At 72.2% G+C, this 15,548-nt stretch carries 15 protein-coding genes; 14 read left to right on the forward strand and 1 reads right to left on the reverse strand.

Annotated elements, in window-relative coordinates; all coding sequences use genetic code 11:
- Positions 1-19: 19 nt before the first annotated feature.
- Positions 20-1,039, reverse strand: coding sequence for an Lrp/AsnC family transcriptional regulator (locus tag ACIBNE_RS05075; RefSeq protein WP_399269621.1), 1,020 nt, complete (start codon positions 1,037-1,039; stop codon positions 20-22).
- Positions 1,040-1,330: 291 nt separating this feature from the next.
- On the opposite strand from ACIBNE_RS05075, the gene ACIBNE_RS05080 reads away from it, so the two are divergent.
- The 14 genes from ACIBNE_RS05080 (at position 1,331) to mgtE (ending at position 15,506) form a co-directional block, all read left to right on the forward strand.
- On the forward strand, positions 1,331-2,233 hold the full coding sequence (locus ACIBNE_RS05080) for an SAM-dependent methyltransferase (protein ID WP_399269623.1): 903 nt from the start codon (positions 1,331-1,333) through the stop codon (positions 2,231-2,233).
- 337 nt (positions 2,234-2,570) lie between these two features.
- Positions 2,571-3,962 carry an FAD-dependent oxidoreductase gene (locus ACIBNE_RS05085; protein ID WP_399269625.1) on the forward strand — a complete coding sequence of 464 codons (1,392 nt, stop codon included), beginning with the start codon at positions 2,571-2,573 and terminating at the stop codon, positions 3,960-3,962.
- 167 nt (positions 3,963-4,129) lie between these two features.
- Positions 4,130-5,338 (forward strand): acyl-CoA dehydrogenase family protein, encoded by a 1,209-nt coding sequence (locus ACIBNE_RS05090; protein ID WP_399269627.1) that lies wholly within the window; start codon positions 4,130-4,132, stop codon positions 5,336-5,338.
- Positions 5,339-5,394: 56 nt separating this feature from the next.
- Positions 5,395-5,874 (forward strand): PhzA/PhzB family protein, encoded by a 480-nt coding sequence (locus tag ACIBNE_RS05095; protein WP_399269629.1) that lies wholly within the window; start codon positions 5,395-5,397, stop codon positions 5,872-5,874.
- A 73-nt stretch (positions 5,875-5,947) separates the two neighbouring features.
- The gene (locus tag ACIBNE_RS05100; RefSeq protein ID WP_399269631.1) at positions 5,948-7,132 is read left to right on the forward strand and encodes a 3-deoxy-7-phosphoheptulonate synthase; all 1,185 of its coding nucleotides are present in this window, start codon (positions 5,948-5,950) and stop codon (positions 7,130-7,132) included.
- Positions 7,133-7,173: 41 nt separating this feature from the next.
- Entirely contained in the window at positions 7,174-7,797 is a 624-nt protein-coding gene (locus tag ACIBNE_RS05105; protein WP_399269633.1) for an isochorismatase family protein, read from the forward strand.
- The gene (locus tag ACIBNE_RS05110; RefSeq protein WP_399269635.1) at positions 7,794-9,686 is read left to right on the forward strand and encodes an anthranilate synthase family protein; all 1,893 of its coding nucleotides are present in this window, start codon (positions 7,794-7,796) and stop codon (positions 9,684-9,686) included. The genes ACIBNE_RS05105 and ACIBNE_RS05110 overlap by 4 nt, the downstream gene beginning before the upstream one ends.
- Positions 9,676-10,059, forward strand: a complete 384-nt coding sequence (locus ACIBNE_RS05115; RefSeq protein WP_399269637.1) for a hypothetical protein — start codon at positions 9,676-9,678, stop codon at positions 10,057-10,059. Before ACIBNE_RS05110 ends, ACIBNE_RS05115 begins: the two co-directional genes overlap by 11 nt.
- The gene (locus ACIBNE_RS05120) at positions 10,044-10,877 is read left to right on the forward strand and encodes a PhzF family phenazine biosynthesis protein (RefSeq protein WP_399269639.1); all 834 of its coding nucleotides are present in this window, start codon (positions 10,044-10,046) and stop codon (positions 10,875-10,877) included. Before ACIBNE_RS05115 ends, ACIBNE_RS05120 begins: the two co-directional genes overlap by 16 nt.
- Before the next feature lie 10 nt (positions 10,878-10,887).
- A complete protein-coding gene (gene phzG, locus ACIBNE_RS05125) occupies positions 10,888-11,535 on the forward strand; it encodes a phenazine biosynthesis FMN-dependent oxidase PhzG (protein ID WP_399269641.1) in 648 nt (215 codons plus the stop codon).
- Between the two features lie 35 nt (positions 11,536-11,570).
- Positions 11,571-12,095, forward strand: a complete 525-nt coding sequence (locus ACIBNE_RS05130; protein ID WP_399269643.1) for a flavin reductase family protein — start codon at positions 11,571-11,573, stop codon at positions 12,093-12,095.
- A complete protein-coding gene (gene wrbA, locus ACIBNE_RS05135) occupies positions 12,092-12,763 on the forward strand; it encodes an NAD(P)H:quinone oxidoreductase (protein WP_399269645.1) in 672 nt (223 codons plus the stop codon). Before ACIBNE_RS05130 ends, wrbA begins: the two co-directional genes overlap by 4 nt.
- Before the next feature lie 387 nt (positions 12,764-13,150).
- On the forward strand, positions 13,151-13,894 hold the full coding sequence (locus tag ACIBNE_RS05140; RefSeq protein ID WP_399269647.1) for a VOC family protein: 744 nt from the start codon (positions 13,151-13,153) through the stop codon (positions 13,892-13,894).
- A 253-nt stretch (positions 13,895-14,147) separates the two neighbouring features.
- Positions 14,148-15,506, forward strand: coding sequence for a magnesium transporter (gene mgtE, locus ACIBNE_RS05145; RefSeq protein ID WP_399269649.1), 1,359 nt, complete (start codon positions 14,148-14,150; stop codon positions 15,504-15,506).
- Positions 15,507-15,548 lie beyond the last annotated feature (42 nt).

The raw sequence follows: 15,548 nt of genomic DNA on the forward strand, positions 1-15,548 counted from the left end.
GCGCACGGAACCCGAGGACTCACGTCCGGGCGCGCATGCTCGGAGCGGTCCTCCGGCCGCGGGCGAGATCCGTGATCATCGGGCTCGCCGCCTTGACGTTCCGCAGGACCGGGCTGGTCTCCAGGGTGTGGATCGCGTCGAGGGAGCCGAGCCGACGGGACAGGTAGTGGTGCAGGTCGGCCGGGTCCTCGCAGAGCGCCTGGGCCACCAGGTTGGTGGGGCCGGTGGTGGTGGCGACGAAGGCCAGCTCGTCGTGGCCGGCCAGGGTCGTCGCCACGTGCTCCAGGTGCGCGGGGCTCACCGACATCCAGAGCAGCGCCCGGGTGTTGGCGCCGAACAGCCCGGTGTCCACCTCGATGTCGAAGAAGATGGCCCCGCCCGCCTGGAGGTCGGCCAGGCGGCGCGCGACGGTGACGGGTGACCAGCCGGTCGCCTGGGCGAGGTCCGCGTGGCTGGCGCGCCCGTCCTTCTGGAGCGCGACCAGCAGATCCGTGTCCGCGTCGCCCAGTTGGCGCGGCACGGCGACGTACGCCGTGTCGACGGCGACGTGCGACCGCAGTGCGCGCTGTTGCTCCTCGCTGAGGGTGTCGGCGCTCCGGCGCCAGTTGGTGGGGCCCCCGAGGTACATGTGCAGCAGACAGTGGGCCGACACGGCGGTGATGTTGTTCGTACGGGGGATGTCGCGCAGCAGGAGGGAGTTGCCGTCGGAGGAGTCGGTCGGCGTGTGGATGACCGCCACGATCTCGGTGCCGCCCGAGGTGAGTTTGACCCACGAGGTGTCGGGCCGTCTGGCCAGGGCGTGGGCGAGGTCCTGCGCGGAACTCGCCGCGGCGGTGAGTCTGACGAGCCACTGCGTCTGACCCGCGCGGTGGGGATCGGCGAGTCCGACGACGCGTAACGACGCCTCGTCGCGCAGTCGGCGGTAGCGGCGGGCGATGGTCTGGGGCGAGACGTCGAGGGCGGCGGCGATCTGGCTGAACGGCGCGCGGGCGTCTATGTGCAGCGCGTGGATCAGGGCACGGTCCAGGGTGTCGAGCATGCACGCATCCTTCAGTGGGGGCCTGCTCCGTGGAATAAACTTGAAGATAACCGAGACCACGCTACCATCGCAGCTTCAGAGCCCACAGAATTCCAATAGTTAACCGCTCAAGAAGAGAGCTGCGCATCGTCGGAGCGTTCTGCGGACGGGTCCGAGTTACTGGCGCGCGCTCTTTCCAGCTCCATCCACCAAGGAAAAAATCAAGCCATTTCAGCATGCGTTTCGGACGCTACGGAACCAGCGGTGATTCGCCTCTTTGTGTCGATTTTAATTCTTCTTGGGGAGGATTTTATGGTCGAATTGAAGACGCCTTCGGTCGGGGTCGGGCAGACCGCGCTCTTCGTCGCGTGGATGCGGCAGCTGGAGAGCGAACGTCCGGACGCGCTGTTCCGGGACCCGCTCGCCGCCACGATGCTCTCCGTCCTGGCGCAGGACCCCGCGCTGGCGGACGTGGCCGAGGTGATCAAGCAGACCCACCGCAGCGCGGCCGGCTTCCCCACCTACTTCGCGGTGCGCACCCGGTTCTTCGACGACGAGGTGATCTCCGCGACCCGGCAGGGAATCCGGCAGGTCGTCACGCTGGCCGCGGGCGTGGACGGGCGCACCGTCCGGCTGGACCTGCCGGCCGGGACGCGCTGGTTCGAGGTGGACCTGCCGGAGATGACGCCGTTCAAGGACGCGCTGATCGAGCGGTCGGGGCTGGCCCTGGCGTGCGAGCGTCGCGGAGTGGCCGCGGACCTCAGGGAGGACTGGCAGGCGCGCCTGCGAGCTGCGGGTTTCGATCCTTCGCAGCCCACGGCCTGGCTGGTCGAAGGGCTCCTGATGTACCTGACGGACGCTGCCGGGGACGCGATCTTGGCCGGTGTCGGCGAGCTGTCGGCCCCCGGGAGCCGGCTCATGCTGGAGCACCTCAAGGCGGCCATGCTGGAGGAGGAGGGGCGGCCGGTGCGCGAACGGGTCGAGGAGCAGGGGGCCTCCTGGCTCTCCGCCCGGGACGACCTCGTGTCCTGGATGGGCTCCCACGGCTGGAGCGCCCGGGTGTACGCGGGGGACGATCCGCGCATCGGGCACGGGCGCACCGTGGCCCCGCTCCCGGCGTGCTGGCTGGCGTCCGGCGTGCTCGCGGGCACGGCCGGGAATCCCGCAGGTGCGGCCGGGAGGCCCGAGGGCGGGGCCGGGAGTCCCGCGGGCTGACGGGAAGTCCGGCGCGGGCGGGATCCCCTGGAATACGTAATTCCATTACCTGTGATGTAGTTTCCGGTGCCACGCGACTGTCCCGCAGAAAAACAACGGGCGTCATTCACCAGGTTTTCCGATTGCCGCAGCACGGTCGGTCGCCGACCGTGACGGTTCAGTGCTGCCGTGGTTACGAGGCGGCCGTCCCCTGCCTGTCGAAAACGCGCGGGAGCATGCGGAAGCGCGCGAAAGCACGAGGAAACACCCGGTGACGCCCAAGAAAGCGACAAGCGACCCGCCTGCCGCGCCACCACCACGTCATAACCGCATCCCCCAAGCGCAGCGGAGGAATCGCATGCCAGACGACACCGCCCGCCCGCACCACCGGGAAGGGCCCCGACCGGGAAAGAACGGCCACTGCGTGGTGCTGGGGGCGAGCATCGGCGGGCTCTTCGCCGCGCGGGTGCTGTCCGAGAGGTTCGACCGGGTGACCCTGGTCGACCGCGACGCGTTGCCGGAGACGGACGACAACCGGCGGGGCGTGCCGCAGGGCCGCCACGCGCACGCCATCCTGCCCGCCGGCACGAAGTGGCTCCAGGAGATGTTCCCCGGCCTCCTGGAGGAGTTCGAGGCGGACGGGGTGCCCGTGGTCAGGGAACCCACCGAGATGCACTTCGCCCCGGGAGGGCACCTCCTCAGCCAGGAAGGCCGCTACAGGGACCCCATCCCCACCTACCAGCCGAACCGCCCCCGGCTGGAAGGCGGGATCCGCGCCCGGCTGCGGGCACGGCCGAACGTGGAACTCCTCGACCGGTGCGAGGCGACCGGGCTCATGAGCTCCCCGGACGGCCGGCGCGTCGTCGGCGCCCGCGTCGCCGACCGGGACGGCGGAGCCGGACGGGAACTCGCCGCGGACCTCGTCGTCGACGCGACGGGCCGCGGCGGACGCACCGCGCACTGGCTCACGGACCTCGGCTACGAACCGCCGAAGGAGGAACGCCTCGCGATCGACATCAAGTACGTCAGCCGCAACCTCAAGGTGGCCCCGGGCGCCCTCGGCGACAAGAAGGTGGTGATCGTCGGCGCCCGCCCGGGACGGCCGACCGGCGCGACCTTCCTCCAGCACGGCGATGACCACTGGATGCTGACGCTCATCGGCTACGGCGGGCACCACCCGCCCACCGACCCGGGCGACTTCCTGGAGTTCGCCAAACCCATCGTGCCGCCGGACGTCTTCGAGGTCCTCTGCGCCGCCGAACCCCTCGACGCCCCGGTCGCCCACCGCTACCCGGCGAGCGTGCGCCGGCGCTACGAGCGGCTGGACCGCTTCCCCGAAGGGCTGCTCGTCTTCGGTGACGCCGTCTGCAGCTTCAACCCCGTCTACGGCCAGGGGATGTCCGCGGCCGCGCTCCAGGCCGAGGCGCTGCGCGACGCCCTGGCGCGGGGCGGGGAGCAACTGCCTCGACGCTTCTTCAAGGCGGCCGCCCGCCGGATCGAGGTCGCCTGGCGGATGGCCCTCGGCAGCGACCTCTCGCTGCCCGAGGTGGCGGGCCCGCGACCGCTGCCGGTACGCGTCCTCAACGCGTACTTCGACCGGCTGATGACCGCGGCCGAGCGCGACTCCGCGCTGACCCAGGAGTTCGTCAAGGTCAGCGCCCTCCTCTCGCCCCCGACGATCCTGTTCACCCCGGCGACCATCGGACGGGTCGTCCTCGGAAATCTGCGCCGACGGCTTTCCGTGCGCTGAACAACAGAATTCCCTGACACGGCGCGGCACGAAAGGCGGCCGCGTGGATGAGCCATGGAATTTTTCAGGTACGAGAACTAGTTGTGCACCGAAAATTCTTCCTTGACTCCGACGTTTTCGGAGTCCTAGTGTTCTAGAGCCGATAAACCCGAAGGGAATGATTCGGAATGTCGAATTCGGTGGCTGCTTCCGCCGTACGGACACCCGACCGCGCCGAGCTGGTGAAACGGGCCGAAGGTCTGCGGGACCTGCTGTGGGAGGACGCCCTCGACTGCGAACGCGGACGACGCGTCACCGAACGGGTCGTCTCGTCCATGACCGATGCGGGCCTGCTGCGGCTGATGACGCCGCGGCGGCTCGGCGGCTACGAGACGGACATGCGCACCCTGCTGGAGGTCGCCGCCGCCCTCGGCCGCGGCTGCTGCTCGGCCGCCTGGACGGTGGGCGTCCTGAACGCCGGGAACTTCGTGGCGTCCCTGTTCCCCGCCGCCGCGGGCGACGAGGTGTGGGGCCGTGACCCCGACGCGCGGTGCGCCCTGGTCCTGGGGATGCCCGCACCGGGCGTCGAGCGGGCCGACGGCGGCGTCGTCGTCAGCGGCGAATGGGCCTACGTCTCCGGCTGCCTGCACGCCCAGTGGATCAGCGCCCTGATCGCCGTCCCCACCAACGGCGAACACCCCGACGTCCGGTTCGCCCTGCTGCGGGCCGACGAGACCACCATCAAGGACACCTGGCACTTCGCCGGCATGCGCGGCACCGGCAGCAACACGGTCGTCGCCGACCGGGTCTTCGTGCCGAACCACCGGCTGATGCCCTACGTGCCCGTCCTCAACGGCGAGACCGACGGGGTCGTCGACCCCGACCTGCCCTACCGCAACAGCCTGACGGGCCTGTTCGCCATCGGACTGATCGGCTCGCTCATCGGCGGCGCCGAGGCCGCCCTGGCCTTCGTCCGCGACAAGGGCCCCACCCGCCCCGTCGCGGGCTCCACCTACCGCGACCAGACCGAGTCGCCGACCTTCCAGCTCGACCTGGCCGAAGCCACGTCGAAGATCGACACGGCCAGGCTGATCGCCGCGCGCATCGCCGACACCGTCGACGAGTACGCACGGGCGGGCAAGAACACGGACCTGACCGTGCGGGCCCGCAACCGGATGGAGTCCGCCCGGGTCGGACGGTTGTGCCGGGAGGCCGTCGACACCCTGATGACCGCGCACGGCTCCTCCGCGTTCAACGAGGCCAACCCGCTCCAACGGCTCTGGCGCGACATCAACGTCGGCAGCCGCCACGCCGGCTTCGGCATGGGCATTCCCGAGCAGGCCTACGGCCGCGCCCTCGTCGGCCGGGACCCCCGCGACATCAGCTTCATCGTCTGACCCGGCGCCCCGGGACACCCGACCCCGCCCGTTCCCACCCCACAGCTGAGGACACCATGGCAGAGTCCCCCACCCCCATCGACGAGAGCGACCCGCGCGCCCGCAACCGCGCCGTGGTCGAGCGGTACATGAACACCCGAGGCGAGGACCGGCTCAGGCGGCACCTCCTCTTCACGGAGGACGGCATCGGCGGACTGTGGACCACCGAGAGCGGCGAGCCGATCGTCATCCGGGGCCGCGACCGGCTGGGCGAGCACGCCGTCTGGTCGCTCAAGTGCTTCCCCGACTGGGCCTGGACCAACGTCGAGGTCTTCGACACCCAGGACCCCGACCGCTTCTGGGTCGAGTGCGACGGCGAGGGGCGGATCCTCTTCCCCGGATATCCCGAAGGCTTCTACCGAAACCACTTCATCCACTCCTTCCTGTTCGAGGACGGGAAGATAAAGCAGCAGCGCGAATTCATGAACCCGTGCCGGCAGTTCCAGTCCCTGGGAATTCCCGTTCCGCGCGTCGAGCGCGAGGGAATACCGACCTGACGGGCCGCCGGAAAGAGCACGGGAACGTCATGCTCCGGCCGTTCATCCTCATCGCCTCACGGGGGGCAGTGTCGTGGGACACGCAGTAACCGAAACGCAGCGGGCGAAAGCCCTGCAACAACCCGAATGGAACGACCCCTCACAGGTCCAGCGGGTGCGGGAGATCCTCGGCTCCCGCCCTCCGCTGGTCCGCGTGGACGACGTCCACGCACTCAGGTCGCTGCTCGCCTCCGTCGCCGCGGGCGAAGCACACGTGGTGCAGGCGGGCGACTGCGCCGAGGACCCGGAGGAGTGCACGGCGGAGCACGTACGACGGAAGTCGGCCGTGCTCGACCTGCTGGCCACCACGCTGAAGATGGTCACGGGCAAGCCCGTCCTGCGCGTCGGACGGATCGCGGGACAGTTCGCCAAACCGCGGTCGAACTCCTTCGAGCAGGTCGACGACCTGGTCCTGCCCGTATACCGAGGGCACATGGTCAACAGCCCGGAACCCGACCCCGAGAAGCGGCAGCCGGACCCGCTGCGCATCCTCACCGGATACATGGCGGCGGGCGACATCATGGAGCACCTGGGCTGGCGCGCCCCGGCTCCGCGCGCGTGGCCGAGCATCGAACCCCTGGTGTGGACGAGCCACGAGGCGCTCCTCCTGGACTACGAGATCCCCATGATCCGCGAGGTCGGGGACGGCAGGCGCTGGCTCGGCTCCACGCACTGGCCGTGGATCGGCGAACGGACCAGGCAACTGGACGGCGCCCACGTCGAACTGCTCGCCGACGTGGTGAACCCCGTGGCCTGCAAGGTGGGCCCGGCCATGACCACCGAAGAGATCACGGCCCTGTGCGAGCGCCTCGACCCGCTCAGGGAACCCGGCCGCCTCACGTTCATCTCCCGCATGGGCGCCGACGCCGTGGCGGAACGCCTGCCGCCCCTGGTCGCGGCGGTCCGCTCCGCGGGACACCCCGCCATCTGGCTGTGCGACCCCATGCACGGCAACACCGTCACCGCGCCGGGCGGCCGGAAGACCCGCCTGCTGAGCGCCCTCGCGGGCGAGGTCGCCGGGTTCCGGCACGCGGTGGCGACGGCGGGCGGCACGGCCGGCGGACTGCACCTGGAGACCACGCCCGACGACGTGACCGAATGCGTCGCCGACACCGCCGACCTCGGATCGGTCGGCGACCGGCACACGACGTTCTGCGACCCCCGCCTCAACTCGCGCCAGGCCGTCTCCCTGGTCACCGCCTGGTCCGACACCCCGTGACCCCCGCCGGTTCGGCCGCACCACTGGAAAGGAGCTGCCCGATGGCCGGGTTGCCGCCCGTCGCTTCCTACCCGCTGCCCACCGCCGAGAGCCTGCCCGAGAACCTGGCGCGGTGGACCCCGTGCCCCGAGCGCGCCGTCCTCCTCGTCCACGACATGCAGCGCTACTTCCTCAAGGCCCTGCCCGACCCGCTGCGCACGGACCTCGTCCACAACACCGCACGGCTGCGCGAGCGGTGCGCCGCCGCCGGCGTACCGGTGGCGTACACCGCTCAGCCGGGCCGGATGACCGAGGAGGACCGGGGGCTGCTCAAGGACTTCTGGGGGCCCGGCATGCGCACCGACCCCGCCGACCGCGCGGTGACGCCCGAACTGGCCCCCGCCCCGGGCGACTGGACCTTCACGAAATGGCGTTACAGCGCCTTCTTCCGCACCGACCTGCTGCGGCGCATGCGGGCCGCCGGCCGCGACCAGCTCGTCCTGTGCGGCGTCTACGCACACGTCGGCGTCCTGGCGACGGCGGTGGACGCCTTCACCCACGACGTCCAGCCGTTCCTGGCCGCCGACGCCCTGGGCGACTTCTCCGAGGACCACCACCGCCTCGCGCTCGACTACGCGGCCCGGCGCTGCGCGATGGTCGTCCCGGCCGCCGAGGTGTTCGCGTGAGCGGCCCGGAGCGGGGCGACCTGCTCGGCGCCGTACTGGACCTGGAGCCGGCCGCCTTCGCCCTGCTGCACCGGCCCGAGTCCGGCGCCCCGGACGCGGTCGACGTCCTGACCGGGGACGTCTCCCTGTCCCGGACCCTGGCGGACGTCCCCTTCGGGAGACCGGACGGCGACGCGCCCCGCACGGAGCACGACGTCCTGGTCCTCCTGCCGTACCGGCAGATCACAGAGCGGGGGTTCACGGCGCCCGACGACGGCGCACCGGTCGTCGCGCTGTCCGTCGAGGACCAGGACAGGGTGCCCCTGGCCGAACTCCTCGCACGGCTCCCGGACGCCCCGGCCCGGGTGACGGCCCACGGGTTCGACGTCGACGACGAGCGGTACGCCGAGACCGTACGGCGCGTCGTCACGGACGAGATCGGCACGGGCGAGGGCGCCAACTTCGTCATCAAGCGCTCCTTCGTCGTCGACATCGGCGACTACTCGCCCCGCAGCGCGCTGGCCTTCTTCCGCCGTCTGCTGGAACGCGAACAGGGGGCGTACTGGACCTTCCTCGTCCACACCGGCCGCCGCACCTTCGTCGGCGCCACGCCGGAACGCCACATCTCGGTGGACGCCGGGACGGCCGTGATGAACCCGGTCAGCGGCACCTACCGCTACCCGCCCGTCGGCCCCACGCTGCAGGGCGTGACCGACTTCCTCGCGGACCGCAAGGAGACCGACGAGCTGTACATGGTCGTCGACGAGGAACTGAAGATGATGGCCCGCATCTGCGCGGACGGCGGCCGGGTCCTGGGGCCGTACCTCAAGGAGATGGCCAGGCTCGCCCACACCGAGTACGTCATCAAGGGGCGCACCGACCGCGACGTGCGCGAGATCCTGCGCGAGACGATGTTCGCCCCCACCGTGACGGGCAGCCCGCTGGAGAGCGCGGCACGCGTCATCCGCAAGTACGAACCCGAGGGCCGCGGCTACTACAGCGGCGTGGCCGCGCTGATCGGCCGGGACGTGGCCGGCGAGCGCTCGCTCGACTCGGCCGTCCTCATCCGCACCGCCGACATCGACGCGCACGGCCGCGCGCGCATCGGGGTCGGCGCCACCCTGGTGCGCCACTCCGACCCGGACTCGGAGGTCGCGGAGACGCGCGCCAAGGCGGCCGGGCTCCTCGCCGCCCTGGAGGCGGGGTCCCCCCGCGGCTTCGGGTCCCATCCGGATGTCCGCGCCGCCCTCAGGCGCCGCAACAGCGGCATCGCCCAGTTCTGGCTGCAGGACTCCACGAGCCGCAGGCCCGCGGTCGACGGGCTGGCGGGGCTCAACGCCCTGGTCGTCGACGCGGAGGACACCTTCACCGAGATGATCGGACACCAACTGCGCGCACAGGGCCTGCGGGTCACGGTCAGACGCTTCGACGAGCCGTTCCGGTTCGACGACCACGACCTCGTGGTGATGGGTCCTGGCCCCGGCGACCCCAGGGCCGCGGACGACCCCAAGATCCGCCGCCTGCGCACGGCGATCGAGTGGCTCCTGGAGCGGCGCAGACCCTTCGTCGCCGTCTGCCTGAGCCACCAGGTGCTCAGCCTGTCCCTCGGCCTCGACCTGGTGCGCAGGAAGGTCCCCAACCAGGGCGTGCAGCGGGAGATCGACCTCTTCGGCTCCCGCGAGCGGGTCGGCTTCTACAACACGTTCGCCGCCCGCAGCACCGAGGACAAGCTCGACATCGAGGGGACCGGACCGGTCGAGGTCAGCCGCGACCGTGACACCGGCCACGTGCACGCCCTGCGGGGTCCGGGCTTCGCCTCGATGCAGTTCCACGCCGAGTCGGTGCTGACCGTCGACGGGCCGCGCATCGTCGGGCAGACCATCAGGGAGGTGTTCGACCGTGCGGGTTGACATCGCCTGGTGGGACCTCGACGGCTCCCCGCAGACCATCGACTCCCTGCGCGAGCACCTGCGGGACGGCACGGCCGACGCCTGGCGCGAGGTCCCCGGCCTGCGGCTGAAGCTGTGGCTGGCCGACCGGCGGCTGAACCGCTGGGGCGCGGTCATGCTCTGGGAGTCGGACCGCCCCGAAGTCCTCCCGCCCAACCGCGCCGCCGAACTGATCGGCGGCCCGCCCACCCACAGGACCGGGTTCGACGTCGAGGCCGCGGTCGAAGGGGCGTACGCGCTCCGCGAACTGCACGGCCTGGGCCCGGTGTTCACGCGACCCACCCCACCGACCGACACCACACCAGGGAAAGGCACACCGTGCACGAGTACATAGTGGTGGACGCCTTCGCGCGCCGACCGCTCGAAGGCAACCCCGTGGCCGTCTTCTTCGACGCCGACGACCTGAGCGGCGAGACGATGCAGCGCATCGCCAAGGAGATGAACCTCTCCGAGGTCACCTTCGTCCTGCCGCCCGAGCACGGCGGTGACGCGCGGATCCGCATCTTCACCCCCGTCAACGAACTGCCCTTCGCGGGCCACCCCATGCTCGGCACGGCGGTGGCCGTGGGCCACACCACGAAGAAGGACCGGCTGCTCCTGGAGACCGCCATGGGGACCGTCCCGTTCCGGCTCCGCGACGACGGCGGCGTGCCCGAGGTGCGGATGGAGCAGCCCGTACCCACCTGGCAGCCGTACGAGCACGGCGCCGAGCTGCTGGAAGCGCTCGGCGTCGCGGACTCCACGACACCGGTCGAGATCTACCGCAACGGCCCCCGGCACGTCCTCGTGGGCCTCGAAAGCGTGGCCGCGCTCTCTGCGCTCAGGCCGGACCACCGGGCCCTGAGCAGGTTCCCCGACATGGCGGCCAACTGCTTCGCGGGATCGGGCACCCGGTGGCGCACGCGGATGTTCTCCCCGGCCTACGGGGTGGTGGAGGACGCGGCCACGGGCTCGGCGGCCGGTCCCCTCGCCATCCACCTGGCCCGGCACGGGCTCAGCGCGTACGGGGAGGGGCACCGGATCCTCCAGGGGGTCGAGATGGGCCGCCCCTCGCTCATGCTGGCGACCGCGGAGGGCACCGGCGAACACGTCCGCAGCGTGCACGTCGGAGGCCACGGCGCCATCGCGGCCCGCGGCACGATCTACGTCTAGCGAGGACCAGGTGGACACCAGTCGGTTCGAAAGCCTCACCGGGGAAGTCGACGTCGACTTCCCCGAGTACGACGCCCCGCCGCCCGACCCCGTGCCGCTGGTCCGCCGGTGGATCGAGGAGGCGACCGCGTACGGCGTGCGCGAACCCCGCTCGCTCGCCCTGGCCACCGCCGACGGCCGGGGGCGCGCCTCCAACCGCATCGTCGCCGTCACCTCGGTCGACGGGAGCGGAGTGGCGTTCGCCAGCCACAGCACCAGCCAGAAGGGCCGCGAACTGGCCGCCACCGGTTGGGCCTCCGGCCTGCTCTACTGGCGCGAGACCGGACAGCAGCTCATCCTCTCCGGCCCGGTGGCGCGGGTGGACGACGCCGAGTCCGACGCCTTCTGGTACGGCCGTCCCGTCCCGCTGCACGCCATGTCCTCGCTCTCCCGGCAGAGCGAACCGCTCGACGGCACGGCCGCGGTCGCCGCCCTGCGCACCGGAGCGGCCCGTCTGGCGGCCGCGGGCACCGCGCTGCCCCGGCCGGACCGCTTCGTCGTGTACCGGCTGACCCCGGTCACCGTGGAGTTCTGGTGCGCCGACTCCCAGCGCCTGCACCGCAGGCTGCGCTACGACCACCGGGACGGCACGTGGCACGTGAGCCGTCTCCAGCCCTGAGAGCCCGTGTCCGACCACGATCCGGAGTTGACGCCATGGAACGCACCGCCCTGACCCGAGCGATGGCCGGGGTCCCCGGCCCCGTGACCGTCGTGACCACGGTCGACGGCACGGGCAAACCCTGGGGGTTCACCGCCAATTCGTTCAGTTCCGTGTCCCTGGAACCGCCGCTCGTCCTGGTCTGCCTGAACAAGACCGCCAGTACGCACGGGGCGTTCGCCGCGGCCGACCGCTTCCTGGTCAACGTCCTGGCGCACGGCCAGGACGGGGTCGCGCGGCGCTTCGCCCGGTCCGGCGTCGACCGGTTCGCCGCGGGCGACCTGGTGCCCTGCGAACTGGGGCTGCCGGGTTCGCCCGGCGCCTGCGTCCGCGTCGCCTGCTCGATGCACGCCGTCGTCGACGCGGGGGACCACAGCATCCTCATCGGCCGGGTGGCGGCCGCCGCCGCGCACGACCGGACGCCGCTCGTGTACTGCGACCGCTCCTTCACCCGCCCGGTCACCGCCGCCGACGCGGCGGCCGCCGAGCCGGTGAAGGTCCTGCACCTGGCGGACTGGTGAGCGCCGCCGGACGGGACGCGGCGCGGGAGCCGGTGCTGGACGCGGCGCGGGAGCCGGTGAAGGTCGCCGTCGTCTACCACTCGGCCACGGGACACGTCGCCGACATCGCCCGCGAGATCGCGGAGACGGCCGAGAAGGCGGGCGCCGAGGTCCGCCTGCGCCGGGTGCGGGAACCGGTGCCCGAGGACGCCGCCGATCCCCGTCGGGGCCGGGCCGCCCCCGACGCGGCGACGGCCGGAGCACCGGTGGCCCGGGTCGACGACGTCGTGTGGGCCGACGCCGTCCTCATGGGGTCGCCGACGCGGTTCGGCAACGTGTCCGCCCAGCTCAAACAGTTCATCGACACCCTGGGCCAGGCCTGGCGCAGGGGCGAGCTGGCCGACAAGGTCTACAGCGGCTTCACCTCGACGGGCAGCACGCACGGCGGCAACGAGTCCACGCTGCTGGCGCTGATGCAGTCCTTCCACCACTTCGGCGGAATCGTCGTCGCCCCCGGCTTCACCCACCCCGACAAGTTCGTCGACGGCAACCCCTACGGGACGGCGCACCACGACGCGGGCGGCACCGTGCCGGTCGGCGACGTCACCCGCAACGCGGCGCGCGTCCAGGCCGAGCGCGTGGTGGCACTCGCACGGGCGATCGCCGCCCTGCCCGGCAAAGACCGGTAGCGGCTCCGCCCCCTCGTACGGAACGCGGAGAGCGGGCCCCGTCGACGCCCCCGGCGACGGGACCGCCCGCCGACAGGAGCCGGACGACAGCTCCGTCGGCCCGGTCCGCGTTCCCACCGGCCGGAGAGCTCTTCCGTCCCCCGGAGAGTTCTCCGGCCTCCGCGCGCCCGGCCGCCGCACGTCGCCCCCCCCTCGCGCCCTGCGGACGGGGGCGCCCGCCCCTCGTGGGTGAATCCGGCACATCCGGCCCGAGCGGTGGAAGAAATCCGCGAGTTGCCCGCGCTCGCTGGAGCCCCGCACCGGTGCGCCCCACGCTGGTCGAGCCGGGCCAGGGGCCCGGCGCCCCACCGTGACGACGACGGACCACTGCGGTACGAGGAGACAACGATGAAGATCACCCGCCACCTTCCGGGCGCACCGTGCTGGGCGGACCTCGACACCCCCGATGTCGCCTCCGCGCGCGCCTTCTACCCCGCCCTGTTCGGCTGGGACGCACTCGAACTGCCCACCGGGTACGTGAACTTCGCGCTGCGCTCCGAGAAGATCGTGGGCGCGGTCGAGCTCAGGGCGGGCGAGGAGCACTCGGCGGGCTGGAGCGTCTACTTCATGACGGACGACCTGGACGGCACGACGAAGGCCGTGGCGGCGGCGGGCGGCCTCGTGGTCAGCCCCCCGAGGAAGGTGTCCGTCGCCGGCAGCGCCGCCGTGTACCGGGCCCCCGACGGGGCGCTCTTCGGCGCCTGGGAGCCCGACAAGCACCCCGGGTCAGGTCTGGTGCGCGAGCCCGGCACACCGTCCTGGTTCGGCCTGAGCACCCCGGACGTCGACGGCTCCACGGCCTTCTACGTGCAGGTCTTCGGCTGGACCGGCCTGCCGACGGCGGGGGGCGGCCCCACGCGCGTCGCGGCGGCCGGTGACGCGGCGGAGTTCGGTGCGATCGCCGCGGGCCCCGCGGGTTCGGGGGGCTGGACCCTGTACTTCGGCGTCGAGGACGTGGACGCGGCGTCGGCGAAGGCCGCTTCGCTGGGCGGCACCGTCGTCGCCGCCCCCGCCGACGCGACCGGTGCCGGGCGCGTCGCGGTCCTGAAGGACCCGTCCGGTGTGCGCTTCGCGCTGGTCGCCCGCGGCTGACACCGAACCGTCGTGGGCGGCACCAGGCCGTCGGTGCCGGTTCCGAGCCGTACCGCTCCGGCGGGCCGCTCCGCGAGGAGCACTCCTGCCGGGGCGGTCGCCTCGGGTGCCCGTGTGGAGGAGGGAGGTGGTTCGCCGTGCGGAGCGAACCTCCCGGTCGAACCCCGCGTACCGCCGTCCGGGGGCCGACGCCGGTACGCGTCTCGCGCAGTGGAGCATCCCGTACCCCTTGCCTGCCGAGGTGACTCTTGCCATGACGCACGTGCGACTCTCCGACGACGAACTGCCCACCGAACTCCGGGACGCCATCGAACGCCACGACCTGCGCGACGCCCAGCTCCTGCTGGGCAGGCGCCCGCCCCACGTGATCGCCGACGAACTGGCGCGGATGGACGCCGTCGACGCGGTGGTCGCCTTCCGGCTCCTGGGCAAGGACGTGGCCATCAAGGTCTTCGAGGAACTGGAGCCGGTCGACCAGCAGGCCGTCCTGATGGGGCTGCGCGACACGGCCTTCAGGGAACTGGTCGAGGAGCTGGATCCCGACGACCGCGTACGCATGCTCCACGAGGCCCCGGCCAAGGTGGTCCAGCGGGTGCTGGCGGGGCTGAGCGCGCAGGAGCGCCGGACGACCGCGGCCCTGCTGGGATACCCGGAGGGCTCCGTGGGGCGCTACATGACCCCCGAGGTGGTCGCCGTCGACCAGCGCCTGACCGTCCGCCAGACACTGGACCACGTACGGGCCGAGGGGGCGGACGCCGAGACCATCTACACCCTGCCCGTGGTGGACGCCGAACGCCGCCTGATCGGCGTCGTCGAACTGCGCGAGCTCGTGCTCAGCCCGTCGGGACGGCACGTCGCCGACCTCGTCGTGACCGACGCCCCCCGCGTGCACGCGGCGGACCCCGCCGAGAACGCGGCGCGCCTGATGCGCGAGACCAACACCCTGGACCTGCCCGTCGTCGACAGCGAGGAGCGGCTCGTGGGGCTGCTCACCATCGACGACGCGGTCGAGGTGATCGAGGAGGCGGACACGGAGGACGTCGCGCGCCAGTCCGGGGCGGCCCCGTGGAGCGGCCACTACATGGCCGCGACCGTGTGGCAGCTGGCCCGCTACCGGGTCGTGTGGCTGCTGCTCCTGCTGCTGGCCGCGACGTTCACGGTGGCGGTGACCCGGGTCTTCGAGAGGACGCTCGAACAGGTCACCCAGCTCGCCCTGTTCATCCCGCTGCTGATCGGCACGGGGGGCAACACCGGCGCCCAGGCCGCCACCGCGGCCGTCCGCGCGCTGGCCCTGGGCGAGGTGCGCGGCTCCGACCTGCCCGCGATCATCTGGCGCGAGTGCCGGGTGGGGCTCGTGCTCGGGGCGATGCTGGCGGCCCTCGGGGCGGCGCTCGGCACGGTGTTCGTGGGCGCGCGCATCGCGCTGGTGGTCGGCGTCACCCTGGTGGTCATCTGCGGGTGGGCCGCGACGGTGGGCGGCACCATGCCGCTCCTGGCCAAGCGCCTCCACATCGATCCGGCGGTGGTCTCTGCCCCGATGGTGACGACGCTGGTGGACGCCACCGGGCTGGTGATCTACTTCCTCACCGCCCGAGCCGTCCTGGGAGTCTGACGCCGAGCACGCCGAGCGGGACGGGCACACCGGGCACGGCGG

Origin of the sequence: Streptomyces sp. NPDC050504, from assembly GCF_044458065.1 — a bacterium.
GTDB lineage: Bacteria > Actinomycetota > Actinomycetes > Streptomycetales > Streptomycetaceae > Streptomyces.